Below are 25,416 nucleotides of genomic sequence, written 5' to 3' on the forward strand. Positions count from 1 at the left end.
GCTGCGCCTGGACGCCTCTCAACGTCCCTAACCCATCACCGAATCCTCGTTTTTGTTTTTGGATTATATGGGCTTCACACGTATCGTCATCATAACGGACGTCCCGAGGTCGGCCATCATCTGAAAGTTTTAAATTTCATGAAGCGTCCTCCTCCTTCCGGTCCAGTTGCGGTCGCGCCACGGTCCATCGCGAGGTCTACGCCCCAAGGCCAAAACCCGCCCGCCGTCGCAAAGCGGCCCCGCGCCCTGCCCTTCCTCTCGCCACACGAGCCCCCTATAATAGGAGTCGTCAATCTGTGGGAGCCCGCGCGCTATGGCGTCAAAATGCTATCAGGCCGTCAATGAGACGCGCCAAACCATCGTCGCCGAACGTGTCCGGATGGCCAACACGCACTGGACGCGCTTTTGGGGGCTAATGGGAAAACCCTGCCTGCCGCCGGGAGACGGGCTCTGGCTGGAGCCCTGCGCCGATATTCATTCATTTTTTATGCGATTTCCGTTCGATGCGGCATTTATCGACCGCTCGGGTAAAATTTTACGTTGCGTGGAAGCCATGCGTCCCTGGCGCGCCTCCCCGTGGGTGCGCGGCTCGCGCGTGGTTCTGGAACTGCCGGCGGGGGCTTTGGCTCAAAGCGCCTGCCAGCCGGGCGATATCATCACGCTGGGTCCCGGAAAAAATCAAAACGAAGAAAATCAAAACCATGAAAGGCGAAATTAAACGGTATACAAATGCGCTTTATCGCGGGGGCGATCGGCGGCCATTGCGTCAATCACGCGCTGTAAACCGTCCTCAAACGACGTCTGCGGGGTCCAGCCCATCAAGGCTTTGGCTTTAGCGGGATTGCACAGCAGCACTTCCACTTCACTATTGGCGGGACGAACGCGCGCAGCCTCTGTTTGGACGGGACGATCCGGGCAATTCAAGCGCTTTAGAATCAGGGTCAGCGTCTCGCCAATCGATCGCGCTTGTCCCGTGCCAATATGCACCACTTCTCCAATATTGCGCTCACACAGCGCTGCGGCCAGAAAACCGCGCACGGTGTCTTCCACAAAGAGAAAATCGCGCACCGGGTCAAGCGAGCCCACGCGAATAGGCCCTTCGTCGGCCAGCGCCTGGGCGATGATCGTCGGAATAATGGCGCGGGCCGATTGCCGTGGGCCAAAGGTATTAAACGGGCGCAGAATGGTCGCAGGCAGATCAAACGACCGCACGTAACTTTCCACCAGTTTGTCGGCGGCAATCTTGGTCGCCGAATACGGCGACTGTCCCTGAAGCGGATGCGCTTCGTCTATGGGCGTATACAGCGCCGTGCCATAGGTTTCGCTGGTAGAAGTCTGAATCAGCTTGACTGGCGCGCCCGTCTGGCAGGCTTCGCGGCAGGCTTCCAGCACGTTGAGCGCGCCCTGAACGTTGACGGCGACATAGTGCTGCGGGGCCATATACGAATACGGAATGCCAATCAGCGCGGCCAGATGAAATACCGTCTGGCAGCCCGACACGGCGCGACGCACGAAAAACGGGTCCGTGATGTCGCCCGGCATAACGGAGATGGCCGCTAACGTTTCGCGCGGCAAGCGCTCCAGCGACCCCCAGTCGTTTCGGCCATTGTAGCGAACCATCGCGCGCACCTGAGCGCCTTGCGCCACCAGCGCCTCTACCAGATGAGAGCCGATAAAGCCCCCGGCGCCTGTGACCAGAACGGTTTGAGAATTCAGCGGGGCGTGAGGAGCCGTCATGCGCCAAGCCTTTCTTTTTCGACGGGCAGCGGGAGACGCGCGCGCCAATAATGCAATTCGCGCAACAGGCCTTCTTCCAGCGAAACGCGCGGACGCCAGGGCGTTTCTTCGATGATTTTCGCCAGATTCGCCTGCGAGCAATCGCTGATTTGCGCCGCACTCGGCGCGAGCGTCACGTCTTGATCGGGGTCGCACTCGCTCAGCGCAATCAGGCGATCGGCGACGTGCTGCAAAGCGATGGCCTCGCCGCCACCGATATTATAGATCTCGCCGGGGCGGCCGTAGCGTCGCAACGTGAGCAACGCCTCCACCACGTCGTCAATATGGATAAAATCGCGCCTTGCAGCCAGATTCGCGACATGAAGGCGCGTGTCCAGGGGTTCCGCGCTTGCAAAACGATTGCGCCGCCGCGCCGCCTGGGCTTCGAGACGCGCCGTCTGGCTGGCGATCGACGCAATGGCGAGCATCGGCGGCGACGCGCCGTAGACGTTGAAAATCCGGCCTGTGACAACCGGCAGCGAAAAGCGTTTGGCATAAGACAAAGCCAGCAAGGTCTGAGAGGCCTTGACGACGCCATAATCGCTTTCGGGGCGCAAGGCGTCGTCTTCGCCGATTGGCCCTTCGCGCAAGCCATATTCGGCGGCGGAACCCAGCAACACCACCCGGCAGGACAGATGCGCCTCAACAATGGCGGCCAGCAGGCGTTCGCTCGCCAGCGCCGTCCCATGCCATTGTTCGGCCAGAGACGCCGTGCGCGGGACCGCCGCCGCATGAAAAATCACGTCCGGCTGAATCTCCTGCAACAGCAGCGCCAAGTCGGGATGAAAGAGATCGCCTTCATACAGCCGCACGTCTTCGACAGGAGGACCCGCCAAATCGCCGCCAGGCGGCTGGCGATCAAGACCAAACGCTTCGGCCCCCGGCAAGCAACTTGCCGCCCGGGCCAGATACCGCCCGATGTAGCCGTTGCAGCCCGTAATCAAGAGACGCTCGGCGCCGCGTCCAGCCATCGGTCCCATCAGGCCATGCCTCCGGGCAAGAGGCGATCGCGCTGGGTCTGAACGTCAGCCATGGCCTGATCGTAATCGTCCACCCGCCCAATATCGAGCCAGTAGCCGTCAAACGGAATCGCGCGCGCATCGGCCTGGGCGGCGATGAGCGCATGCATTAAATCGTCAAAGCCAAACGGCCGATCGTCTGGAATAAACGCGCAAATGTCGCGGCGAAAGGCATAAACGCCCATACTCACCCAGTGATGCAGGGTCGGTTTTTCTTCAAAGCCCTGAATTCGCCCTGCTTGAGGACTTGATCCGGCGCCATCAAAATGCAGAATGCCAAAGTCGATGCGCGAGTCGCGGCGATAGGCCGACACCGTCGCCAGGGCTCCACTGGCGCAATGCGCCTCAAAAAACGCGCGATAGTCGAGATCGCACAGGATATCGGCGTTCATCACCAGAAACTGTTCCGGCAGGTCGGCAATCGCCCGCAGCGGACCGGCGGTGCCCAGCGGGGTTTCTTCGCGCGCATAGGTGATTTTAAGCCCCAGTGACGCGCCATCGCCGAAGTAGGTTTCAATCAGATGCGCCAAGTGCCCGACGGAGAGAATGATTTCGTCGAAGCCCGCCGCCTTGAGTTGTCGCAGCACCCATTCCAGAACAGGCATCTCCCCCAACGGCGCAAGCGCCTTTGGGAAAACAGTCGTATACGGCTTCAAGCGGGTTCCTTTGCCGCCCGCGAGAATCACGGCGAGCATGGCGGCGAATCTCCCTATCGCGGATTGGGCTCTCAGGCTACCATAAACCGCCCTCGCCTGCGCGGGGCCTTTGCGCTATGCTGGCGCCGACGCAAGCGCTTATTCGATTCAATTTAACTCAATTTAAAAAGGATCTTTACGCCATGACTGACGCCGCCGATCTCCGCCACCGCAGCCGTCACGTTCTCGACGGGCCAGAATGGGCCCCGCATCGCTCTATGTACCGCGCCATGGGCTTTCAGGACGAAGATTTCAAAAAGCCGCTGGTCGGCGTGGCCAGCACATGGGGCGAAGTAACGCCCTGTAGCGTGGCGCTCCACGCCCAGGCCGAAGACGTGAAGGCAGGGGTTCGCGAGCACGGCGGCGCCCCGCGCGAGTTTACGACGATTTCCGTCAGCGACGCCATCGCCATGGGCCACGAAGGCATGAAAGCCTCGCTCGTCAGCCGCGAGATTATCGCCGATTCGGTCGAGCTGGTGATGCACGGGCATCAGTATGACGCGCTGGTGGGGCTGGCCGGTTGCGATAAAACCCTCCCCGGGCTGATGATGGCCATGGCGCGCCTCAACGTGCCGTCAGTGTTTCTGTATGGCGGCACCATTCTGCCGGGCCATCTCGATGGACGCGATTTGAATATCGTCGACGTGTTTGAAGGCGTCGGCGCGCACGCTTCAGGCAAAATCAGCGATGAGCAGCTTTGCGCCATCGAAAAGAAGGCGTGTCCCGGCGCAGGTTCTTGCGGCGGCCAGTTCACCGCCAATACGATGGCCTGCGTGGCCGAAGCCATCGGCATCGCGTTGCCCGGATCCAGCGCGGTCCCGGCCGAAGATCCCGGGCGGCCCGCCGTTGCGCGCGCCTGCGGCGAAGCGGTGCTGCGCCTGCTGGCCGGTAACATCCGTCCCCGCGACATTCTGACCCCAAAAGCCTTTGAAAACGCCGTGCGTATTGTCGCCGCAACCGGCGGATCCACCAACAGCCTGCTTCATTTACCCGCCATCGCCCACGAATGCGGGCTGACGCTCACGCCTGCCGACATTGGCAAGCTTTTCGACGCCACGCCGCACTTTGTGGATCTGAAGCCCGGCGGCCGCTACGTCATGTATGACCTGTTCAGGATTGGCGGCGTGCCCGTCGTCCTCAAGGCCATGCTGGAAGCGGGCCTGCTCCATGGCGACTGCCTTACCGTCAGCGGCAAGACCCACGCCGACAACCTGCGTGACGTTGTGATACCGCAATCGCAAGACGTCATGCGCCCCGTATCGTCTCCTCTTCGCGCCACCGGCGGACTGAAAGTTCTGTTCGGCAATCTGGCCCCGCAGGGCGCGGTGGTGAAGGTCGCCGGGCTGGAAAAACTCCAGCATCGCGGCCCGGCGCGCGTCTTCAACCGCGAACAGGATGCCTTTGAGGCGGTGCAGGCCGGTCGCATTCAACCCGGCGATGTGGTCGTCATCCGCTATGAAGGTCCTCGCGGCGGTCCCGGCATGCGCGAGATGCTCAGCGTCACCGCCGCCATCTACGGCCAGGGGCTGGGACTCGATGTCGCGCTGATTACCGACGGTCGCTTCAGCGGCGGCACGCGCGGGCTGATGATCGGCCATGCCTGCCCGGAAGCCAGCGCCGGAGGCCCGCTGGCCCTGCTGCGCGACGGTGACGTCATCGACATCGACGCCGCTGCGGGCTCGCTGCACGTAGACCTCAGCGAGGCCGAGCTCTCGAATCGCCGCGCCCAGTGGCAGGCGCCTGCGCCCAACTATACGCAAGGCGTGCTCTGGAAGTACGCCCAACTCGTCGGCCCTGCCTCCAGCGGCGCCGTGACCCATCCGGGCCCAGGCGTCAAGACCCGCGCCTGAGTTTAAAACGCTACCCGATCTGGGTTAATTCAACGCCCGCTCGGCTCGTAAAAAACCATCTGCAGCTACAGGCATTTGCTGGCCTGAAGATACTGGTGCGGGTTTAGGTTGTTTGACCGAGGCTCGTGAAGAGTTTAGCGGGGCCGTAGGCATCGATATCGCCTGCAAATACGCCACGTCCAAACGAGCAACGGTTTGATCCTGAAAGAGGTGGGGGCTGTTCAAAGCGCCTTGGCGAATGAACGCAATCAGGGCGGCGTCCCTTCGGGCAGCAGCGGTTTGAGCGATGACGCCCAAGGCTTTTTCAGAGAGACGACTCACCTCGTCTATGGCTGTTGTTAAAAGCGCGGGCTCCTTAAACTTCGCTGACACTTGCGGCGCCAAGTCCAATAAGCCGAGATGCCGCTTGGCCCTCTCGACAGGCGGCGCTTGGGTATCCTGAAGAATTAAATCGCTTGCATGGTAAAGCGCTTGTTTTGCGCGTTGGGGATCGCGGCCTTCTAACGACAGCCGAACGCCCTGCAATGCGGTATGAATCGTCTGTTGAGCGGCATCAGCGCTCATCGCCATGCCAAAGCGAATCGGCGACGAGCTCAGGGATGGGGAAACAGTCATGGAAGACTACCTTTCAATATCAACAGCGCCCCTATGCAGAGCGCTTAACCTACACCTGCGCCTTATGGCAGGAAGACCATTCCACGCTTTCATGACAGACAAAGCGCGTAAAGACGCGCGATTGCCTCCGGCATCCCCACCCGAGGCCAGGATTTCAGACGCAGCGTGAGTCGGCGCGCGGACACGTCTTTTTTAGACAGAGCGAGCCGAAACCCTGTCACCCAAGTGGGCGCAGCGTCCTAGCCCGTCAGGCCGCGCAGGCGATCCTGAGGCGAGACAATGCTGGTGATGCGCAAGCCGAAATTGTCTTCAATGACGACCACTTCGCCTTTGGCAATGAGCTTGCCGTTGGCCAGCAAATCAACCGGCTCTCCGGCGATGCGCTCCAACTCAATGACCGAACCGCGCGTCAATTCCAGAATCTGCTTGATGCTGAGTTCGGTGGCGCCGAGCTGAACGGTCAAATTCAGCGTCACGTCCAGCACCAGATCCAGATTTTTATTGTATTCGCCCGAGATGCTGGGCTGACTGTCAAAAGCGGCAAAATGCGCAGGCTGAACCGTCACCGGCGCGCCCTCAGGCCCGCGCGGGGCGGAGCCGGAAGCCGAAGCGCCGCCGGACAGGCCCAGATCGCCGAAGCCATCGAACGCCGAGGAGGATTTACTCCCGCCGCTGCCGCCGCCCGCCGTCACGGACATCAGTTTGTTGACCTGAGAAAGCGCATCGGCCGCCATCACCAGTTGAACAACAGGCATGACCTGCCCATCGCCGATGTGCAGCTCGTAATGCACGCTGACAAACGACGCCTGCGCCAGTTCCGGCATACTCTCAGCCAGCGCCTCGACCGAGTAAGGCTGAATCTCGGGCGCGCCGATTTCGACGGTTTCCGCAATGACGGAGGCCAGGCTGATGGCCGATGCGTTCAGCATCTGGCTGAAGGCCTCGCTGATGGCGCTGATTTCCATCTCATTAAGGCCGCCGGGGGGCGACTCGCCTCCCATGCCGCCGAGCATCAGGCCCGTGACGTATTTGGCGTCGTCAATGCGCAGCAGATAGGCCGTATGGTAGCGGAAGCCTTCCACAAACTGCGCATGCGCCAGAATTTTATCCTCGCCCGCAAAGGGCTCGGCCCAGTCGGCCAGCGTGGCGTATTCCGTTACTTCGGGCGACGGGACGTCGACGCTCTGATTCAGAATGATCGCCAGATTGGATCCGGCGGCCCCGAAGGCGATGTTGGACAACTCGCGAATGGTCTCGATATCTTCAGGCGAGATCGCGGGCGAGGTAGCGCCGACAGCAGGCGCGCTGGTGATTGCGTCATCGGTGGTCATCGAATCCGAATCCTTCTATTGCGTCATTGTTCATCACTTCTTCCACGACGTAGACCGCCATTTTGTTTTTCAGCGTACCGGGACGACAGTAGAACTTGGGCATGCTGTTGACGCTCAGCAGCAGGCTCTCGCGAACCTCCTTGTCAAGGCGAATGACATCGCCGACGCCGAGTTCGAGCAGGTCTTTGACGCTGATATGCGTCCCGCCCAGATGCACCTGAACCGGCATTTTGGCGTAATGCAGCTTGCTGAGGACTTTTTCCTGATGCTCGCGGGGGATATCGCCCTTCTGGCCGTGAAAAATCCGCTGGGCGCTGAGCTGGGCGATGACGCTTTCCACCACGGGATACGGAATACACAGACTCATCAGGCCCGATTCGCGGTTACCGACGTTGATCTCAAAGGTAATCAGCGCGACGATCTCGCCGGGCGTGGCCACCTGAATCAGGGCATAGCTTTCTTCCATGCCCATAATCATGATGTTGACGCTCATCATCGAGCGCCAGGCTTCTTCCAGACTGGTGACGGCGCGATCGATCACCCTTCGGATCAGCGACTGCTCGATATCGGTCAGCTCGCGCGCCCGGTTTTCAGGCGTGCCGGGACCGCCGAGCATTCGATCGATGATGCCGGAAGAGACGTCAAAGCCGAGACCGAACAGGGTCTGACCCGGCAACGGCGACATTTCCAGAATACTGATGGTCATGGGACTTGGCATCGAGCGTACAAATTCGTCATAGGTCAGCTGATCGACCGATACGACATCGATTTCGACCGGAATCCGCAGATAAGCGGTCAGTACCATGCCCAACTGCCGGGCGTAGTTTTCGTGAATCGTTTGCAGGGCCCGCAAATGGTCTTTCGAGAACTTGTCAGGGCGACGAAAGTTATAAAGCTTGTAATTGCGCTTCTCAAACAGCGGTTCGTCGCCGCCCTCGTCGATGGCGGCGCTTTTTTCCATCCCGACGGAGAGGGACGATAGTAGGCTGTCTATTTCGTCTTGCGAGAGCATGAGCCGTCGTATACGCTCCGTGTCGTGGCGAGGCGCGCGCGCGTCCCGGTAAAATGCAGGCGCTCTCTCTCAGGCGCCGGTTTCTCTCATCCCGAAGCTAGTATTGAATGATGAAGTCAGAGAAATTAATGCGGATGACCGAATAATGGTCGCCGATCAGGTGGTTGGTTTGTTCTTTGATCTCGTCCTTGAGAGATTCCTGCCCCTCGATGGACGCCAGCATTCCCGCCGTGCGCTTCATCAGGGCCTGGTTGATGATATCGCGCATCGTCGGCACGTAGCGCGCCATGTTCTTGTTAAACGCTTTCTGGCAAGCGACGAAGGGGTCTTCAGCCTCTCCTCCGTTGGCCATGAGCTGTTCGTCAGCAGACCCGGGCGACGGCGTGCGAACGGGCTCCAGATTGGCCGCTGCGCCCGCCAGCACGCCGCCTTGCAGCGGAAACGCCTGAGCCAGAGCCGTGCGAGAGACCGTCGGTAACATCGCTTTATGCTCGCCGCCCGCGTCGCAGTACTCTTCTTCGGGCACGGCAATACTCAACGACATTTTGGTGCGTAAAAACTGGTTGCCGGGGCGCGCCGGGTCGGGCTTGAGGTTGACCGTAAACTCATCCAGCTCCAGATTCATCCCGATGGTCTGATTGGGGCCCGACGCTTCGCCGCCGCCGCCGTGCTCGCCATCTTTGCCCGTTTCGGTTCCGGCAGCTTTAATTTGCGAGACGATTTGAGGCGTCAGCGCAATCGGCGCCAGAAAATAGATGGACGCCGCCGATCCCCCCACGCTGGCGAGAATAATCGCCACAATCGTGATGATAAATTTTAAATCCAGCTTGGATCCCCCGCCGCCGCCGCCGCCGCCAGCGCCTTCCGCAGGGGCGTCGCCATCGGCCTTGGGCTTGAGATCTTTGGGCTTGGTAGGTCTGGCCATAGGATTTATTCCGCCAGCGGAGCCGTCATGTGATAAACGGCTGTCGGCCGGGGGCTCTCCTTTCCCGATACTTTTGCCGATAATTTTCCCGATGATGTCTGAGGGGCGGGCGGCGGCTCCTGTTTGGCCGCATCCGCATTCATTAACACTATATCGACCCGGCGGTTTTTTTGTTTCCCTTCGATGGAGGAATTTGTCGCGATGGGATGAAATTCGCCATAACCCGACGCGGACAATCGCCCCGGCGAAAAGCCCCGTTGGGTGATCAGATAGCGCACAATCTGCGTTGCGCGCGCCGTCGACAATTCCCAGTTGGACGGAAAACGCCCGGTAGCGATCGGCGCATTGTCGGTATGACCCTCAATCTTGATAGGCGTCGGATTGTCGCGCAGGACCGGCGCCAGCCGGTCGAGCGTCGTGCGGGCGCCCGGCGTCAGCGCATCGCTGCCGGACGGAAACAGCAGCGAATCGGGCAATCGCACGACGATGCCGCGCTCCTGACGCTGTACTTCGATATCGGGGATGGCCATCAGGCGCGCGTCCAGAGGCGCGGCGGGCGGGATCTTCGATCCGGCGCTTTCTTCAAAAATACCGGCTTCTTCTCGCGACAACGGCCCGGAGATGGCTTCGAGCCTATGGCGAATCGTCGCCAGACGGGTTTTCGTCGCCGTGGCTTCCGCCGTTTGAACGGCCAGCGCCTTGCGCGTTTGACTCAACGAGGCGTCGACGACCTGTTTTTCATGAGCATAGAGGGCGATAACCAGCAAAAACAAGCCCAGCAATACGGTCAACAGGTCAGCGTAGGGAATCATCCAGCGGACGGCGCCCGTGTAAGTGGTCCCGCCCGACAGGTCTTGCTCCATCGCGTCGAGGCGCTGCATCATGGCCTGGCTGACGGTTTGCCCGACAGCCGGATCCTCGGCCGCAGGCTCCATCGATTTCAGCGGAATGATGGGCGGATCGCCGGGACCGGTCGCGAAATTAGCGGGAGGTCGTATGCGCCAGGTCATCGAAAATGAAATCCGGGGTTGCGTCTTCCAGACGTTCTGGGAATCGTTCTGCGGGCTTGGCGCCGGCAAAGAAGCGGAGCTTTTCTTCGGTCATCATCGGGTGATCGCCGCAGCAGATGCTCATCATGCCTTCCAGCATCAGCGTTTTACGGAACCATTGATCGCGCGCGCGCTGACGCAATTTACCCGCCACCGGCAGCAGAAACAGATTGGCCAGCGCCACGCCATATAACGTCGCGCTGAAAGCCCCGGCAACGCCCTCACCCAATTGCCCCGGCGATTGAAACGATCCGACGACGCTCATCAAGCCAATGACGGCGCCGACAATGCCCATGGTGGGCGCAAAGCCGCCAGCGGCCTCAAAGACGCGGGACTTATCGAGATCATCGCGATACGTAATGTCAATTTCCGTCATCAGGCTATTGCGAATGAAGGCTTCCGGCTGCCCGTCGACCATCAGTTGCAGACCTTGGCGAATGAAGGGAATTTCCACCTGCGCCAGCATCGGCTCAAGGGCCAGCGTGCCTTCCTGACGCACAAAACGGGAAATTTCCGTCAGGTAGTCGAGATAATCTTCAGCGCCGAAGGCGTCTTCACGCAGAGAGTGACAAAAGCCCGTCCAGGCGGCTCCCAGCGTTCGGGTTGAGAAACTCACCAGAACGGCGGTCGCCGTGCCCCCAAACACCATCAGCAGGGCTTCGGGCTGAATCAACGCCTGCAGGGGCGCATGCCCGAGCAACAGCGCGCCGCCCAACGTCAGACAGCCCAGAATTAATCCAATTACCGTCGCCTTGTCCATATGCGCGCGTCAACTCCCGAGGGCGTGGCGCGCCAGCCAGTGGCGAGCCCGACGTCACCTCTTTTATTCCCACACTGATCCCACTGTAGGATGGAATTCGGCGCGCGTCCTCAACGGTTTGGAGGATTTCGCAGGGCTTAACGCCTGAAAAAAGCGTTGCCGCGCATGAGCCCGTCGCCGCTGGGCACGGCGTCAAGAGCGGCCTGATTGGCGGCGTCTCCCCGTAAATACGCATTCAGAAACGTAGTCGCCGCGCCTTTGACGATATTTTGCGTGGCGTCGTCGCCGTGGTTGCCAAAGCTTTTGTGACGCCGATCTTCCAGCATCAGCATATAGCCATCCTGCGATTGCGGACCGAGCCGCACGGTCAAGACCCGATTCTCGGGATCGTCTTTGGTCCCCGAAATGCCAAACACCGGCGTTTCGACGGTTTGAAACGATTCAGCCGTATACGGGCCCCCGCCGCCTGGCCGGGTACTCACCGGAGAAAGGATAAACGCGGCGTCAATGCGCGGATCCCGAAAACTGGTCGGACCCTCGGGCATATTAATCGTCGCGCCAGCCAGCGCCAACGAGGTGTAAGACCCATACGAATGGCCTGCCGCCGCGATATGGTCAAAATCAATCTGTTTGGCGAAAGCGGGATCCTGCTGCGCCCGCGCCTCCAGTTGATCCAGTACGAAGCTGGCGTCTTGAGGCCGATCCGACCAGTTCTCCGACTGCTGGAACAGTAACTTCTCAGCGGCCTGACTGAAGGCTTTATGCTTGGCCTCTCGAATTTCCTGAGGCGACAAGCCTTGGGCGCTCAGCGTTTTGGATATTTCTGCAGGACCAATGCCATTTTCTGATAACTGATCGATTTTGCGTTGCGGGACGCCCAGTTGCTGAAGCTGTTCTTTAAAGGACGCCTGCTGCGCCTCTCGAACCGCCTGCACATCGGATCCGGGATGATTCATTGCAACCACGGCATAACCTTGGCTGGTCAAGTGCTCAGCCAAGTACTCCAGCGTTTTTTCGCTGCCGCCCAACCCATGGGACAGCACCACCAGAGGCGCAGGCCGGTCGCCTTGACTGGCTGGCAGGTAGAGACGCGTCTTAATGGCGCGATCGCCGCGCGTGGGGTCCGTATAGGTGACGTCCTCCCGGGTCACGCCGAGCGGCCCGTCTTGCTGATTGGTCTTAATAACGCCGCCCAGCGCGTTCAAAGAAGACCGCATCGCCCCGTTGGCGGCGCCCTTCTGACGGAAGGCCGTGGCCTGGGCCTGATCATAGAGGCCGTAGTCAGCAACGCTGTACCCAGCGGCGGGAGAGGAAGCGCGAGCCGCTTGGCGTTGCAGACTCGCCGGTCCCGAAATTTCCCTTGACGTGGCGCGTTTGGCGCGCGCACGCGCGGTTGTCTGGTATGAAACCGGATGAATCATTCTCTCAACTCTTTCTTGATTCTCTCTCTCTTGATTCTCTCTCTCAGCAGCTATCTCTCATGGGAAAGCGTCTTACAGGCCGCGAAAGGCCTGCGGGTCTTTAGCGTTTGAAAAACGGATTGCGCTCCAGTCGCCCCTCGCCTGTGGGAAGGTCATTGAGAGCGCTGAGCGATACCAGATCGCTGCGCATATAGGCGTCCAGAAACGTGAGGGCGCTGCCGTTAACAAACGTGTGGGTCTCCTCATCGCCGCCATTGCCAAAATCGATATGGCGTTTCCCGTTCAAGACTGTCATATAATGGTTTTCGGTCTCGGGGCCCAGTTTTACGGGTTGCGAGCGGAATTCAGGGTCTTCTTCAGAACCTGCGACGCCAAACACCGGCGTTTTAAGCGACTGGAAAGAAGTCGACGTAAATGGCCCTCTGTCTTCGCGCGATCCAATCGGCGATAAGACGTAGGCCGCCTTGATGCGCGGATCGAGAAAACTCTTAGTCGCGCCATCTGCGGTTTTAACCTCGGCGCCCGCCAGCGCCAGCGTGGTAAAGGAGCCATACGAGTGGCCGGCAGCGGCGATGTTATTGAAATCAATGCGTGGGGCAAGCTCAGGCTGCGACAGCGCCTGCGCTTCGAGCTGATTCAGCACGAACGTGACGTCCTGAGGACGATCCGCCCATTGCTGCGGATTATGATCCAGTAACGCATCGGTAACGGACTTTTCGGCTTCGCGGTTCAATTGGGAAATCTGGCCTTCATCCACCCCTCTATTGCTGAGGAAACGCGACACGCCCGCCTCGGTCAGCCGACCATTTTCGGACAACTCCTGGATCGCCTCCTCAGACACCCCGAAATCATGCAATTTCGTTTGATAAAACTGGTGTTTGACAGCGCGCTCAGCCTCCACGTCCGACCCCGGATGATTCAGGGCCATGACCGCATAACCATGGCTGGCCAAATGCTCAGCCAGATACCCCAGCGTTTTTTCGCTGCCGCCCAAGCCATGAGAGAGCATCACCAGCGGCGCCGCAGACGTGTCGCCTTCGGCCTTGACCGGTTGGTATAAAAGCGTCTTGATTTCGCGACCCCCGCGGTCGGGATCGGTAAATACAGATTCTTGCGTCTGAGTCGCGTAAGGCCCGGGCGCTTGATTCGCCTGAAATTGACCCGCCAGGGTCTTGAGGGCCTGCCGTCTCACGCGCTCAGGCGAATCGGCGCGTCTAAGCCGGAGGTCTGCGGACGCCTCCCGCGTCGAGCCAAATGCGGGCGTAAAGTTTGTGGGCTCCGCATCTTGAAACCCGCGAAGGCCAGGCGCCCTCTCTGCACGTTGCAAACGGGGGATCTCCATACGCGGATCGCCCGAACGGCGGGAGAACATGCCTTGAACGGGGTCGGACATCTTCAATACTCTCTATCTATTATTTACAACAAACGGGTGCTACAAGAATAAAAACAACAAAATCGGGATGATTGCCCTCACGGACACAGCGCGCTTTTTCAGCGTTTTGAGCGCTCAAAACTGTGTAAAACCAAAGCGCAAACGACCCAGATATGGCCCTATCCCAACGACAATGCTGACATTCGCCCGCCGGCCAAAAGGGCGTTATCGGCGAGATGATGGATCTTGGGCTCAGGACGCGCGCGCGTGGGCTAAACTAAGAAAGAGGGAAAGCGGCGCAGCCCCCCAAACAGAGGAACGCCCGCATCTCCCTTGGAATTATGTCGGACAGATTATGGCAGAGAGGGAGAGAGACTGCGTGAAAACACTTCCCGGATGCGGCGCGCGCGCGCGGAGCGTCATCGTCATCAGCGCTATTGTCATGAGCGCAGCCAGCTTTTGTATGGCGGAAATCGGCGCGTGGGCGGACCCGCCGACCCCCAACGAGACGCCGTTACCGGCTCCCGGAGAGAGAACGCGCGGGGGCGGGACTGGCTGGAAGCTGGTCAGTTTTCCGCTGCGACTGGCCACCGCAGCGATGGGGGCGGGGCTGGGCGCACTGCAAGGCGGCTATGAAGGCGTTGCGGCGATGGAAACCAGCGTCGCTGAAGAAACCTTCGGACGCGCCGATCGCAATCCGATGCTGGTTCCGGTGGGTGTGGCCGGGGCGCTGATCGCGCTGCCGGTCGGCGCCATCAGCGGAGCCCCCAGGGGCGCCTCCCACGGCCTCAAAGAAGGCTGGCGCTGGTGGGATCGTTATTAACCTGCGGATCGCTATTAACGGCGAGCCCCCGGCGCGCGAAAAGCAATTGGCGCATCGGGCCCGTTTTGATACGCTGAACACCCGGGGCCTCGCCTGGCGCTCGCCCCGCTCAATCAGGGTTGTCCTGTCGTTATGACTGCGTCCTATTTTTCGCGCCGCTGGCTTGAAAGCCTGCTATCCCCGCGCCCGCCTGAGAGCGCGCTGGGCTTTGCCCCGCCGCCGCACGGCGGCATGATTGAGCGATGGCTGTCGCGCGCCCTGTGGGAATCCTTACCCAACGCATCGCCCGGCAAACGGGGCCGAAAACCGGGCGGCTCGCCGGAGGATTCTCGCGCGCTGATTCTGAAACCAGCGCTGGAAGAGAATTGTAATGAATTGGGCCACGTCGAAGCCGGCCATTTACTCAAGCTGATGGATGTCGTCGGCGTCGTGTCGGCATTCCGGCATTTTAATGAGGGCAATATCTTTGTCACGGCCTCGCTCGACCGAACCAATTTTGTCAGTCCCATTCACGCATGGGAATACATCCGCATGGACAGCCGCATCACGCAGGTATGGGGCTCCTCGCTGGAAACCGAAGTGACGTTATCGGCCTTTGGCTTGCGCGATCGCGAAACCGTGCGCCATGACGTGGCCACCGCCTATCTGACGTATGTCGCCCTGGATGAGCGCCGCCATAAAGTCACCCTGCCGCCATTGTCGTTGGGGCGCGCTTCGGACTACCGGGCCGCGCGGCTCGCCGACCTGCGGCGCGAAAACCGCCGACAGGAAGCTAGCGAGGCCCCGCCGCTGGCGCTCAATGCCACTGACGATCCTTTTATCAGCGATATTTCTCGCCTGATGACGCGCAAAGAGACCAACTCGCTGGGCAACGTCTTTGGCGGGGTGATTCTGGAAATGATCAGCGCAGCAGGCCAGCAGGCCGCCTTGCGCCACGCCGGACGCGGTCCCGCCATTCTGGCGCGGATTGATCGCATGAGTTTTCTGGCCCCGGCCTTTGTGGGAGAAACCGTCCGCGCGCGGGCGCTGCCGACCAAGACGTGGAAAACTTCGATGGAAACCCAGGTCCTCGTGGAAGCCATCGCCCCCGGCGACCCGTTTCACCCGCGAGAAATCGCTCAGTGTTATCTGGTCTTCGTCCGGCTTGATGAGACCACTGAACGCCCCGCGCCTGTGCCTCCCTGGCAACCGACGACCCCGCAGCAGACCCAGCGCGCAGAAGCCGCCGACATTCGACGCCAGTTTCGCGCCAGTGAGGCGCTTCAGGCCAAGAACGAGCACACCCCGCGCTTACCACTCTGGCGACGATGCCAGTTATTCTGGCGAGACAAGGCGTCTCGCCTTAAACGTTGTTTCTGGATATGGATGGAGCCTTAACCTATGGACGTCGATTTTGACCCGAGATACGACGCAAGCGCCGTCGTCGTCGTTGAAAAACTTCTGCCGGGCGGCGTCGGGCTGGCCCGCCTGCCGGAAGGCAAGCTCGTGCTGGTCGAAGGGGCCGCCGCGCAAGACAAGCTTTCGATTGTCTATCGGATCGGACGCGCCAAGACCTTGCGCGGGGCGGTTCGGCTGGTCCTCAAGCCTTCGCCTGATCGCCGCGATCCGGCGCCTGCGCCGTGTCCGGCATGCGATTGGGTCCATTTGACGCGAGAAGCGCAGTTGCGCGAAAAACGCCTGCTGGTCGCCGATTGTATGCGCCGTCTGGCGCGCCTGCCGCAAACCGCGATCGAAGAGACTCTGGCCCCGCCCCCGGAACTGTCGCTGCGCAACAAGATTTCGCTGGCTATCCACGAAGCGCCGCCGCTCTCTGAGACGGACGCGCCACCCAAAGACGCGGCCCAAACGGGCGCAGCGCTCATCGGGTATCGCGCGCCGGGGAGTCGCAGCATTGTCGCTTATGAGGGCTGCCTACAGGCGCCGCCCGTCTTTGCCGAGATCGTCGCCTGGCTGAGCGCGCGCTGGCCGGGGCAGACCGGCGCAGAAAGCCTGCTGTTACGGCAAAACGCAGGCGGCGATATTCTGGTTGGTTTTCGCGGCGAAACGCTTCGGCATCAGGCTCTCGAACCGCTGGTTGCGCCGCTGCGCCAAGCGTTTCCCGCCATTCTGGGAATCGACGCCCAAGGCGTCTCCGGGCACCGGGTGCTGGCAGGACAGGCGTTTTTCCGCGAAGAGCTGGGCGAGTGGACGTTTCAGGTCGGCTGCGACAGCTTTTTTCAGGTCAATCGGGCCGCGGCGGGGCTGTTGCTGGGCCTGGTGAAAGACTCTCTACGCGTCATCGCCGGGGATCGCGCGCTGCTGCCTTCCGGCGTGGATCTTTACGCGGGGGTTGGGACGTTTACGTTTGCGCTGGCGGCCGTATGCGAGCGCGTGATCGCCGCCGAATACGCCGACGGCGCCATCGCCGACCTCGCCCTGAACTGCGCGCTGAATCAGGTCGAAACCGTGGAAGCCCGCCATGGCGACGTGTGCAGTACGCTCAAGAGCATGGAGGACGACGTCGCCATCGCCATTGTGAATCCGCCGCGTACGGGCTGCCCGTATCGCGTCATTGACTGGCTAAACGCCCACGTCCGCGAAGGAATTATTATGATTAGCTGCGATCCGGCCACGCTGGCGCGCGATCTCAAACGCCTCAAAGAGAAAGGCGAGTGGCGCATCGAGCGCATCCAGCCGGTGGATATGTTCGCGGACACGCATCACGTGGAAACCGTCGTTTGTCTGGTAAGGGGAGAGGCGTAGCGCAAGCCTTGCGCCATCAGCCGCACTTCACGATTCAGACCGGCCAGACTCTGATAGAATCCGCTGGGGAAGAACGTTTGGGAGTACACGCCCCAAAAAGCGCGCAGCCATGCGGTTTTATCCACATCGGGCCGTCGCCGCGCCTGAAGCGCCAAGGCCCTGGCCAACTGCGGACGGTTTAAATTGAGCTGATTGCGCGCCACGCGCCGGAAGAAATACAGCGTCACCAGGGAGCGCAACGCCTGCGCCTGCGGCGGCAAGCCGAATTCAGGGGCGAAAATATCGTCCAGCACGCGCAAGTGACACGACACGAGCGCCTGCGCCTTCTGCGGATCTTTGGTCAGCGCGTTGGGCTGAATACGGTAGCCCAGCACGTAGCGCGGCAGCACGGCGACGCCTTGCGGATAGCGCTGAAAAATCTTGACGAAGTACTCAAAGTCGTCCGAATGCGTCAAATCTTCGCGAAACGGTCCCAATTCATCCAGCAGGGAGCGGCGGTACAGGCCGGTTCCCAACTGACACGGAAAACGCACGTCGAGAACCGTAAGCCAGTCGTAGCAAAACCCCGGCGGCAGGACGGTTTCCCCGGACGGCAGGGTCAGCAGATCCACGCCCACATTGCGCAGCGGTCGCCCGCGCTCGTCAATGGTATTGTAGAACCCTTTGGCAACGACTTTATCCGGGCAATCGCGCAGGGCGGCCAGAAGCGTTTCGAGCGCATCGGGGTAAAACACGTCGTCAGAGTCCAGATACGCCACATAGTCGCCCCGCGCGTGGGTCAATGCGACGTTACGAACGGCGCTCCCTGCCGAAGACGGTTGCTTGGGCAGCGGAATATAATGAATCCGCTCATCGCGCGCGGTAAACGAGGCCATCAGCGCGGGCGTGCCGTCGGTCGAGCCGTCATCGACGACCCACAGCTCCCAATGGGGATAAGTCTGGCGAAGGACGGACATCACCGCCTCGCCCAAAAAGCTTTCACAGTTGTGCGTGGGCAAAATCACGGAAATCAGCGGCGTTTGCCGCGTGTCAGCGGCGCTCATGGCGCAGGAACTCTCCATACCGCGCGTCCTCTCTTATTTTTTAACGTCTTATTTTTTAACGTCTTATTTGCGGGTCTCTCTTCGTCGCTTTCGCGTCAACCGGCCCATTATAGCGCAGACGCCTTCGCGCGCCAAAAACCCGTCGAAATCCGGTCCCAGCGCTTCCCGGATGCGTCCGGGAGCTCCTCGCGTCGCGTCGAATCCCCCGCGCATTCAACGCCAGCCCCTAAAAATCCCGAGCGGGATCTTTTTACGAAAAATCCCCGCGAAGATCACCGAAAAGCACCGAACGGGATGATTTTTCCCTCGCAAGGAGGTACAATCAAAAAACATCCCGAGCAGGATCTTTTTTGAAAGGCCCGCATGCCCATTCAAAATGCCCGCGACTTCGGACAATTGATTCGAGAAACCCGAAAAGCCAGCCAAGTCACCCAGAAAGAGTTGGCGGCGGCATGCGGCGTGGGCGTTCGATTCATCCGGGAGCTGGAAAAAGGCAAACCCACTTGCGAACTGGAAAAAGCATTGCTAGCGGCCGCAATGCTCGGCCTTACGCTGAACGTGAGGCGCGAATAATCCATGCCGCAGGATAAACAATCGCTCGCCGTCTGGCTGTCTGGAGAATGGGTCGGGGTTCTCCAGCAAACCCCGACGGGGAGCATGCAATTTACCTATTTGCCGCAGGCGTCTCAGGCGCTTTCTATTGGCATGCCAATCCGGTCAGAACCCTACAATGACGTCCGAAGCGAGGCCTACTTCGGCGGCCTGCTGCCAGAAAGCGCCATGGCCCGCAAAGCCATCGGTCAGCGCTATGGCATTAATCCTCATAACAGTTTTGGGGTGCTGCGCGCCATTGGCTACGATTGCGCCGGGGCGGTTTCGCTGCATCCGCTTCACGAAACCGTGAGTGCGCAAGCCGCACAACCGTTTCCCTTATCCGGCAAGGCGCTCTCAGAAGAAGCGCTGTATCACCATATTCAGGAATTGCCTCAAAAGCCCCTGTTTTTAGGGGCGGAGGGTCTGAGACTCTCGCTGGCGGGCGCGCAGGACAAAGCGGCGGTTTGCGTCATTGACAACGAAATTGCCCTGCCACAAGCGGGTTGTCCCACCACGCACATCTTAAAGCCTGTAATGCCAGGCGTTGATGGGATTATTCATAATGAATACGCGTGCCTGAAGCTCGCCCAACGGGTGTGCGGGTCGATGGGCCTGAAGGTCCCTCACGCAGAAATCCGCTGGGCGCAGCAAACGCCCTATTTGTTGATTGAACGCTATGACCGGGTGATAGCGAGCGGTCATGTTCAACGCATTCATCAGGAAGATTTCTGTCAGGCGTTGGGGATTATTTCCGCCAATAAATACCAGCGAGAAGGCGGCCCGGATTTTACCGCCTGTTTTGATCTCCTGCGAGCAACCACCCGACCGGTCAAAGACCGCAACGCAATGGCGGCGTTGATGGCGTTTAACTACCTCATTGCCAATTGCGACGCGCACGGAAAAAACGTCTCGCTGCTTCATCATCCTCAAAGCCAGATTGCCATGGCGCCCGCTTATGACCTGATCTGCACGCAGGTTTATCCCCATCTGGCCCAGACCATGGCGATGAAAATCGGCGGCTATTATGAACCCGATCGGATTTTTGCGCGTCATTGGCAACGGCAATGCCGGCAGATGGGCTATTCGTACCCGGCCTTAAGAGAAACGCTCTATAAGCAGGCCCGTCTTCTGCCGGACGCGCTTCAGGCCGAAAAAGCCAACATGCAGGAGCGCAACGTGTTTGATCCGGTACTGGATGAGATGGCGCGCGTGATTGAAGCGCGCTGCCAGCAAACCATTCAGCGGCTTGAGACAGGCGACTGATTTCTGAAGCCCTCAGACCTTCCCAGGCATCTTAAGAAAGCTCAGTTCTCACGAAAAAAACAGGCGCGTCAGCCGGCGATGGCCTGCTCTTCGGTTTCAAAAATGGGGATCGAGCGATTCAGGTTGGTCAGCATGACCAGATTGCTGACGTAACTTTGCAAGGCGCACAGCGTCAAACGGCCGTTGGTCTCTTCGCACAGGCGCTTGCACGACAGCAGAATACTCAGCCCGGAACTATCCATAAAGCCGACCTTGCCCAGATTGAGAATCAGCCGGTTGCGGCCGCTGCGCACGATGCTCTGGATGGCGGCCTTGATGGTTTCGCAGTTACGGAAATCCACGTTTTGCGAATCGATTTCCACGACGGTGGCGTCGCCGGCTTCGCGCGTCTTCAGTCCGGTGATAGGGGTCATGGGCGTTACGGGCCTCTCTGGTCTTGTCGCGGGTATTGTCTTGGGTATCGAAAATGGGTCTCAGGATTGCTCCTTACTATAGCACTGATGGGACCGCCGCGCATCGCCAGCGCGGGCAAGCCCTCCGGCTGGGGGAGAAGGGCGCGCCGCGCGCAGACGTCGCAATTGCTTTACGAGCGCTTGGGACCTTGGGGCTTTTGGCGTATAATCGCCCCCGGTAATCTGGCCATTGATTTTGACCGGTCCGTCTGGCCGGCAGACGTAACAGGGCCGTTAACAGCGTTTAATATGAAACGGGGTAGAGACCGCACGTGAGCACCCGACAAACCCAGATTTTCGGCGACGGCAACGTCGTTCCCATCAGCATTCGCGACGAAATGCGCCGCTCGTACATCGATTACGCCATGAGCGTCATCGTCGGCCGCGCCCTGCCCGACGTGCGCGACGGTCTCAAGCCCGTTCACCGGCGCATCCTGTACGCCATGCACGAACTGGGCCTCACCCCCGAGAAGGCATTCAAGAAATGCGCCAAGGTGGTCGGCGAAGTGCTGGGGAAATATCACCCGCACGGCGACACCGCCGTCTACGACGCGCTGGTGCGCCTTGCCCAGGATTTTTCCAGCCGCTACCCGCTGGTAAACGGCCATGGCAACTTCGGCAGCGTCGAAGGCGACAATGCCGCCGCCATGCGATACACCGAATGCAAGCTGACGCACGTGGCGATGACGATGTTGCAAGACATCGAGCAAGACACGGTTGACTTTCAGCCCAACTACGACGGCTCGGAGTCGGAGCCAAGCGTGTTGCCCACGCGCCTGCCCATCCTGTTGCTCAACGGATCCAGCGGCATCGCCGTCGGCATGGCGACCAATATCCCGCCCTATAACCTGTCGGAAGTCGTCGACGGCCTGTGCGCGCTCATCGACGAGCCGACGCTGGACGCTGACGGCATTACCCAGTACATCAAGGGACCGGACTTCCCCACCGGCGGCGAAATTGTCGGGATGCGCGGCATCCGGGAAGCCTATCGAACCGGGCGCGGCAGCGTGCTGGTGCGCGCCATTACCAGCATTGAGCAGATTCCCGGCGGCGGCGGACGCCAGGAACGCACCGCCATCGTGGTGACGGAAATTCCCTTCCAGGTAAACCTGACCAATCTGATCGAGAAAATTGCAGAACTGGCCCGCGAACGCAAAGTAGAAGGCATCAGCGACCTGCGCAACGAGTCGGACCGCGACGGCATGCGTCTGGTCATCGAACTCAAGCGCGACGCCAAACCGGACGTCGTCCTGCGCAACCTGCACAAGCACACGCAGTTACAGACCACCTTCGGCGTCAATTCGCTGGCGTTGGTGAATAATCAGCCGCGCTTGCTGAGCCTGCTCGATATTCTGCATGAGTTTATTGATCACCGCATCGAAGTCGTTGTCCGTCGCACGCGCTTTGAACTGGGCAAGGCCCAGGCCCGCGCCCATATTCTGGCCGGATTAATTATCGCCATCGGCGATCTGGACCAGGTGATCGCCTTGATTCGCAACGCCAAAAGCGCAGAAGAGGCCCGCGAGCAGCTCACGACGCGCTATAGCCTCGATGTTGATCAGGCCAACGCCATTCTGGAAATGCAATTGCGCCGCCTCACCGGACTGGAACGCGAGAAAATCACGGCGGAATACAACGATCTGCAAGTCAAAATCGCTGATTTCAAGGCGATTCTCGCAGATCGTCAGCGCGTATTGTCGATTATTAAAGAAGAACTGCGAGAATTGCAGGCGCAATACGGCGACCCGCGTAAAACGCGCATCTTGCCGACCGAAGATGACGGCTTCTCGATGGAAGATCTCACCCCCAACGAGGCGATGGCCGTCTTTATCACCCGTCAGGGCTATATCAAGCGCATCGCGCTGGACGCCTTCGAGCGTCAGAACCGGGCCACGCGCGGAAAAGGCGCCATTAAGACGCGCGACGAGGACGACGTGATCCTGTTCTTCGTGGCGAATATGCACGATTCCGTGCTGTTTTTCACCAGCCGGGGCATCGCTCACAGCCTGAAGGTTTACGATTTACCCGAAGGCAGCCGCCAATCGAAGGGCCTGGCCGTCATCAACCTGTTGCCTTTGGAGCAGGAAGAACGCGTCACCGCCGTGGTGCCGGTCGCCGACTTCTCCGACTCGCGCTTCCTGCTGATGCTGACTGCGCAAGGCTGGATTAAGAAAATCGAGCTGGCGCATTTCGCCAATATTCGCCGCAACGGCCTCATCGCCATTGGCCTGGAAGACGACGACTCGCTGAACTGGGTGCTGCCCGCCGATGACAACGATCAGGTGATTATCGGCACCAGTCTGGGTATGGCGATTCGCTTCCCGGTGCGCGATTTGCGTCCGATTGGCCGCACGGCGCGCGGCGTCACGGCGATGAAAATGCGCGCCGGCGATCAAATCGTCGATTTCGGCGTCTGCCCCAATAACGCGACGCTCGACCTGATGATTATCACCAACGACGGTTTCGGCAAGCGCACCAATATCGCCGAATTCCGTCCGCAGAATCGCGGCGGCATCGGGCTGATTGCAACCAAATTCAAGAACCCGCGCAGCCGCCTGACCAATATTCTGGTGATTGACGACTCTGACGAGCTGCTGATCGCCAGCGCCAACGGCGTCGTGGTGCGTCTCAACGCCCGCGACATCTCGCGCCAGGGGCGCGCCGCCACCGGCGTGCGCCTGCAGAATATGGACGACAACGACTTTGTGGCCTCCGTCACGAAGATCGTCTCTGACGAAGAGCAGGAACGCCTGACCCAGGACGGCGCAGCAGGCGCGGCGCGGCAGCATGGAAGCGATACGCTCGCCCCGTCTGATCCGGTCGACGCCGATGACGACGCTCAGACCCGACTGCCGGATCTGAAGCCGCCCTCCGAAGACGACGACGCCCCTTCGGCGTAAGCCACAGCGCGATTGCTTTATTGCAAGAACGGCCCGACAGCGCTGCTCGTGCGGCCTTCCGGGAGCAGCAGGCGCCGCCGCGCAATCGCCTGAAGCCTGCGGGTTTTTACTGAGGACGTACCCGACCCGCTTCAGGAATGGCGTCTATGCTCTCGCCCGCCTTTTTTTACAGTCCCGCGTCTACGCCCCCGCGCTTTGGCGCGAAAAGCCCTGAATCTGGCCCCAAGCGCAAAGGCAGACAGACTTCGGAGCGAATGACGTTCATTGCCGAACAAATCCATCAACTCAAACAAACACTCCTCGAAGCGGGGACTTTTCAATACCATCTTTTTGATTCCCAAAGAGATATCCCGTTGGAGCCACCGGCCAACCCATCAGAACGGGTCATGATCATACGGCTGGCCAAACGACTTGGATTTCGACGACATTCGCCCGGAAGACAGGTTTCTGCAGAAACCATACAGATCCGGCGCAAGCTGGAAGAACTCAAAAATAAGCTGATAGCTTTAGAAAGTTTTGAGTCTCACGTCTTAATCCCGGAAGATCTCGATCTCTCTCCCGGCTTTCTTGAAAGCGCCCCGAACTACCGGAAGTTTGTCCACGAGGCCAAAAAACTGGGTTTTAAATTGAAAGACTTACGATCCCGCGCCAAAGGGCCTGATTTTCGGGAGGTTCCCTTAGGCGGCGCGCCGGATGGGGATCCCGACACCTAGCATCTGACGCGCGCAGGCGATCGCTGGCGGCGGCGAGACCCTAACGGCCAACAGAAGAGCCCAGCGCGCTGCCGGCCCCGCCCATGAAAGACCCCAGCGAGGAGATCAACATGGGGGCCATCAGCACGATAAACAGCGGCGGAAACACGAAAAACACCAGCGGAATCGTCATCTTGGTGCTGGCTTTCGCGGCGAGCTCTTCGGCCTTCTGACGGCGGCGAACGCGCACGTCGTCGGCGTACACGCGCAACGAATCGGCCACGCTGGTGCCGAGTTTATCCGCCTGGACAATCATGCTGCACAAGGACCGCAACTCGTCGACGCCCGAGCGCGTCCCCAGGTTCGAAAACGCTTCGCCGCGCTGAATCCCGGCGTTTAACTCCTTGTTGAGACGCTTGAATTCATACGACAATTCGGGCGCCATCCGCTCGGTTTCGTCGCCAATGCGCTGAATCGTGGAATCCAGCCCCAGACCGGCCTCGACGCAGACGACCATCAAATCGAGCGTATCGGGCAAGGTATAGCGAATCTCGGTTTTCCGCTTGCCCGCCTTGGAGCGAATATTGATTAGAGCCAGATATTTTCCCAGCAATAACCCGGCAATCAGCGCGCCCACAGAGACCACCATGCCCATGCCCAGGCCAAAATTCTTGACGCCAATCATGAAGCCGCCCAACAGGCCAAAGCCCGCGCAGACCATCCCCACAGCGATTTCAACCGCCAGGAAGCGATTGACCGCCGTATCGTGATCCGCCTGACCGGCTTGCGCCAGCAGCGTCTTGACGTTTTCGTAGTGGCGATCGTTGCCCCTGTAAAACTGTTGCGAGAGGGGGGTGGAAAAATCCACGAGCGTTTCGAACAAATCTTTTCGCGGCGTGGCGGCGCGACCGCCCAGCGCCTTGAGTTGCTTCAAGGAGTCCAGCCGGGAATGCACGGGATCTTTTTCGGGAAAGAGCAGCGCCAGCGACTGAAACGTCAGAAAAAACGCCGCCCCGACCAGCAGGAGCCCCGCAAACGCAATTAAGGCGATGGTTAAGGGTGGCAACGGCTTAGGGTCCTTT

General features: G+C 60.0%; 23 protein-coding genes. 9 read left to right on the plus strand and 14 right to left on the minus strand.

Annotation, left to right across the window (positions count from 1 at the left end):
* Window positions 1–313: 313 nt before the first annotated feature.
* Window positions 314–718 (plus strand): DUF192 domain-containing protein, encoded by a 405-nt coding sequence (locus tag IPK79_12255; protein ID MBK8191207.1) that lies wholly within the window; start codon window positions 314–316, stop codon window positions 716–718.
* Here the strand turns inward: IPK79_12255 and IPK79_12260 are convergent.
* The 3 genes from IPK79_12260 to IPK79_12270 are packed head-to-tail and all read right to left on the minus strand — an operon-like array spanning window position 715 to window position 3,490.
* Window positions 715–1,737: an SDR family NAD(P)-dependent oxidoreductase gene (locus IPK79_12260; protein ID MBK8191208.1), complete on the minus strand. Its 1,023-nt coding sequence runs from the start codon at window positions 1,735–1,737 to the stop codon at window positions 715–717. The two genes, IPK79_12255 and IPK79_12260, sit on opposite strands and share 4 nt — an antisense overlap.
* Window positions 1,734–2,756 (minus strand): NAD-dependent epimerase/dehydratase family protein, encoded by a 1,023-nt coding sequence (locus IPK79_12265; protein MBK8191209.1) that lies wholly within the window; start codon window positions 2,754–2,756, stop codon window positions 1,734–1,736. The genes IPK79_12260 and IPK79_12265 overlap by 4 nt, the downstream gene beginning before the upstream one ends.
* On the minus strand, window positions 2,756–3,490 hold the full coding sequence (locus IPK79_12270) for a nucleotidyltransferase family protein (GenBank protein ID MBK8191210.1): 735 nt from the start codon (window positions 3,488–3,490) through the stop codon (window positions 2,756–2,758). Before IPK79_12270 ends, IPK79_12265 begins: the two co-directional genes overlap by 1 nt.
* A 143-nt stretch (window positions 3,491–3,633) precedes the next feature.
* Here IPK79_12270 and ilvD point away from each other — a divergent pair, with 143 nt between their 5' ends.
* Window positions 3,634–5,340: a dihydroxy-acid dehydratase gene (gene ilvD, locus IPK79_12275; GenBank protein ID MBK8191211.1), complete on the plus strand. Its 1,707-nt coding sequence runs from the start codon at window positions 3,634–3,636 to the stop codon at window positions 5,338–5,340.
* Between the two features lie 24 nt (window positions 5,341–5,364).
* On the opposite strand, the gene IPK79_12280 is transcribed toward ilvD, so the two are convergent.
* The 8 genes from IPK79_12280 to IPK79_12315 form a co-directional block, all read right to left on the minus strand.
* Entirely contained in the window at window positions 5,365–5,955 is a 591-nt protein-coding gene (locus tag IPK79_12280; protein ID MBK8191212.1) for a hypothetical protein, read from the minus strand.
* Between the two features lie 239 nt (window positions 5,956–6,194).
* Window positions 6,195–7,286: a flagellar motor switch phosphatase FliY gene (gene fliY, locus IPK79_12285; protein MBK8191213.1), complete on the minus strand. Its 1,092-nt coding sequence runs from the start codon at window positions 7,284–7,286 to the stop codon at window positions 6,195–6,197.
* Window positions 7,273–8,298, minus strand: a complete 1,026-nt coding sequence (gene fliM, locus IPK79_12290; protein MBK8191214.1) for a flagellar motor switch protein FliM — start codon at window positions 8,296–8,298, stop codon at window positions 7,273–7,275. The genes fliY and fliM overlap by 14 nt, the downstream gene beginning before the upstream one ends.
* Window positions 8,299–8,395: 97 nt before the next feature.
* Window positions 8,396–9,223, minus strand: coding sequence for a flagellar basal body-associated FliL family protein (locus IPK79_12295; GenBank protein MBK8191215.1), 828 nt, complete (start codon window positions 9,221–9,223; stop codon window positions 8,396–8,398).
* A gap of 5 nt (window positions 9,224–9,228) precedes the next feature.
* Window positions 9,229–10,233: an OmpA family protein gene (locus tag IPK79_12300; GenBank protein MBK8191216.1), complete on the minus strand. Its 1,005-nt coding sequence runs from the start codon at window positions 10,231–10,233 to the stop codon at window positions 9,229–9,231.
* On the minus strand, window positions 10,205–11,032 hold the full coding sequence (locus IPK79_12305; GenBank protein ID MBK8191217.1) for a MotA/TolQ/ExbB proton channel family protein: 828 nt from the start codon (window positions 11,030–11,032) through the stop codon (window positions 10,205–10,207). Before IPK79_12305 ends, IPK79_12300 begins: the two co-directional genes overlap by 29 nt.
* Window positions 11,033–11,169: 137 nt before the next feature.
* Window positions 11,170–12,453 carry a hypothetical protein gene (locus IPK79_12310; protein MBK8191218.1) on the minus strand — a complete coding sequence of 428 codons (1,284 nt, stop codon included), beginning with the start codon at window positions 12,451–12,453 and terminating at the stop codon, window positions 11,170–11,172.
* Between the two features lie 100 nt (window positions 12,454–12,553).
* On the minus strand, window positions 12,554–13,645 hold the full coding sequence (locus IPK79_12315) for a hypothetical protein (protein MBK8191219.1): 1,092 nt from the start codon (window positions 13,643–13,645) through the stop codon (window positions 12,554–12,556).
* A 559-nt stretch (window positions 13,646–14,204) separates the two neighbouring features.
* Between IPK79_12315 and IPK79_12320 the strand changes: the two genes are divergently transcribed.
* From IPK79_12320 to IPK79_12330, 3 genes are all read left to right on the plus strand, one after another.
* Window positions 14,205–14,648 carry a hypothetical protein gene (locus IPK79_12320; GenBank protein ID MBK8191220.1) on the plus strand — a complete coding sequence of 148 codons (444 nt, stop codon included), beginning with the start codon at window positions 14,205–14,207 and terminating at the stop codon, window positions 14,646–14,648.
* A gap of 132 nt (window positions 14,649–14,780) precedes the next feature.
* Window positions 14,781–16,025, plus strand: a complete 1,245-nt coding sequence (locus IPK79_12325) for an acyl-CoA thioesterase (GenBank protein MBK8191221.1) — start codon at window positions 14,781–14,783, stop codon at window positions 16,023–16,025.
* Window positions 16,026–16,028: 3 nt separating this feature from the next.
* Window positions 16,029–17,390: a class I SAM-dependent RNA methyltransferase gene (locus IPK79_12330; protein MBK8191222.1), complete on the plus strand. Its 1,362-nt coding sequence runs from the start codon at window positions 16,029–16,031 to the stop codon at window positions 17,388–17,390.
* Here IPK79_12330 and IPK79_12335 read toward each other — a convergent pair.
* Window positions 17,348–18,451: a glycosyltransferase family 2 protein gene (locus tag IPK79_12335; GenBank protein MBK8191223.1), complete on the minus strand. Its 1,104-nt coding sequence runs from the start codon at window positions 18,449–18,451 to the stop codon at window positions 17,348–17,350. The genes IPK79_12330 and IPK79_12335 overlap by 43 nt on opposite strands.
* Before the next feature lie 345 nt (window positions 18,452–18,796).
* Between IPK79_12335 and IPK79_12340 the strand changes: the two genes are divergently transcribed.
* Together IPK79_12340 and IPK79_12345 are read left to right on the plus strand one after the other, a co-directional pair.
* Complete coding sequence (locus tag IPK79_12340; protein MBK8191224.1) at window positions 18,797–19,006, plus strand: helix-turn-helix transcriptional regulator; 210 nt, start codon at window positions 18,797–18,799, stop codon at window positions 19,004–19,006.
* Window positions 19,007–19,009: 3 nt separating this feature from the next.
* Window positions 19,010–20,290, plus strand: coding sequence for a type II toxin-antitoxin system HipA family toxin (locus tag IPK79_12345; GenBank protein MBK8191225.1), 1,281 nt, complete (start codon window positions 19,010–19,012; stop codon window positions 20,288–20,290).
* A 68-nt stretch (window positions 20,291–20,358) separates the two neighbouring features.
* Here the strand turns inward: IPK79_12345 and IPK79_12350 are convergent, their stop codons facing one another.
* A complete protein-coding gene (locus IPK79_12350; protein ID MBK8191226.1) occupies window positions 20,359–20,703 on the minus strand; it encodes an STAS domain-containing protein in 345 nt (114 codons plus the stop codon).
* A 332-nt stretch (window positions 20,704–21,035) separates the two neighbouring features.
* Between IPK79_12350 and gyrA the strand changes: the two genes are divergently transcribed.
* Complete coding sequence (gene gyrA, locus IPK79_12355; protein ID MBK8191227.1) at window positions 21,036–23,642, plus strand: DNA gyrase subunit A; 2,607 nt, start codon at window positions 21,036–21,038, stop codon at window positions 23,640–23,642.
* Window positions 23,643–23,788: 146 nt separating this feature from the next.
* Window positions 23,789–24,355 carry a hypothetical protein gene (locus tag IPK79_12360; protein MBK8191228.1) on the plus strand — a complete coding sequence of 189 codons (567 nt, stop codon included), beginning with the start codon at window positions 23,789–23,791 and terminating at the stop codon, window positions 24,353–24,355.
* 40 nt (window positions 24,356–24,395) lie between these two features.
* On the opposite strand, the gene IPK79_12365 is transcribed toward IPK79_12360, so the two are convergent.
* Window positions 24,396–25,400, minus strand: coding sequence for a type II secretion system F family protein (locus IPK79_12365; GenBank protein MBK8191229.1), 1,005 nt, complete (start codon window positions 25,398–25,400; stop codon window positions 24,396–24,398).
* Window positions 25,401–25,416 lie beyond the last annotated feature (16 nt).

Source organism: Vampirovibrionales bacterium (genome assembly GCA_016712355.1).
GTDB lineage: Bacteria > Cyanobacteriota > Vampirovibrionia > Vampirovibrionales > Vampirovibrionaceae > JADJRF01.

What these genes read in the sequence shown, in the direction of transcription:
- IPK79_12330 (MBK8191222.1), top strand. Translation starts at nt 16,029, where the DNA reads ATGGACGTCGATTTTGACCCGAGATACGACGCAAGCGCCGTCGTCGTC.
- IPK79_12280 (MBK8191212.1), bottom strand. Translation starts at nt 5,955, where the DNA reads ATGACTGTTTCCCCATCCCTGAGCTCGTCGCCGATTCGCTTTGGCATG.
- IPK79_12325 (MBK8191221.1), top strand. Translation starts at nt 14,781, where the DNA reads ATGACTGCGTCCTATTTTTCGCGCCGCTGGCTTGAAAGCCTGCTATCC.
- IPK79_12255 (MBK8191207.1), top strand. Translation starts at nt 314, where the DNA reads ATGGCGTCAAAATGCTATCAGGCCGTCAATGAGACGCGCCAAACCATC.
- IPK79_12260 (MBK8191208.1), bottom strand. Translation starts at nt 1,737, where the DNA reads ATGACGGCTCCTCACGCCCCGCTGAATTCTCAAACCGTTCTGGTCACA.
- IPK79_12270 (MBK8191210.1), bottom strand. Translation starts at nt 3,490, where the DNA reads ATGCTCGCCGTGATTCTCGCGGGCGGCAAAGGAACCCGCTTGAAGCCG.
- IPK79_12335 (MBK8191223.1), bottom strand. Translation starts at nt 18,451, where the DNA reads ATGGAGAGTTCCTGCGCCATGAGCGCCGCTGACACGCGGCAAACGCCG.
- IPK79_12305 (MBK8191217.1), bottom strand. Translation starts at nt 11,032, where the DNA reads ATGGACAAGGCGACGGTAATTGGATTAATTCTGGGCTGTCTGACGTTG.
- IPK79_12310 (MBK8191218.1), bottom strand. Translation starts at nt 12,453, where the DNA reads ATGATTCATCCGGTTTCATACCAGACAACCGCGCGTGCGCGCGCCAAA.
- IPK79_12345 (MBK8191225.1), top strand. Translation starts at nt 19,010, where the DNA reads ATGCCGCAGGATAAACAATCGCTCGCCGTCTGGCTGTCTGGAGAATGG.
- IPK79_12350 (MBK8191226.1), bottom strand. Translation starts at nt 20,703, where the DNA reads ATGACCCCTATCACCGGACTGAAGACGCGCGAAGCCGGCGACGCCACC.
- IPK79_12265 (MBK8191209.1), bottom strand. Translation starts at nt 2,756, where the DNA reads ATGGGACCGATGGCTGGACGCGGCGCCGAGCGTCTCTTGATTACGGGC.
- IPK79_12300 (MBK8191216.1), bottom strand. Translation starts at nt 10,233, where the DNA reads ATGACCTGGCGCATACGACCTCCCGCTAATTTCGCGACCGGTCCCGGC.
- ilvD (MBK8191211.1), top strand. Translation starts at nt 3,634, where the DNA reads ATGACTGACGCCGCCGATCTCCGCCACCGCAGCCGTCACGTTCTCGAC.
- fliM (MBK8191214.1), bottom strand. Translation starts at nt 8,298, where the DNA reads ATGCTCTCGCAAGACGAAATAGACAGCCTACTATCGTCCCTCTCCGTC.
- IPK79_12295 (MBK8191215.1), bottom strand. Translation starts at nt 9,223, where the DNA reads ATGGCCAGACCTACCAAGCCCAAAGATCTCAAGCCCAAGGCCGATGGC.
- IPK79_12340 (MBK8191224.1), top strand. Translation starts at nt 18,797, where the DNA reads ATGCCCATTCAAAATGCCCGCGACTTCGGACAATTGATTCGAGAAACC.
- IPK79_12360 (MBK8191228.1), top strand. Translation starts at nt 23,789, where the DNA reads ATGCTCTCGCCCGCCTTTTTTTACAGTCCCGCGTCTACGCCCCCGCGC.
- fliY (MBK8191213.1), bottom strand. Translation starts at nt 7,286, where the DNA reads ATGACCACCGATGACGCAATCACCAGCGCGCCTGCTGTCGGCGCTACC.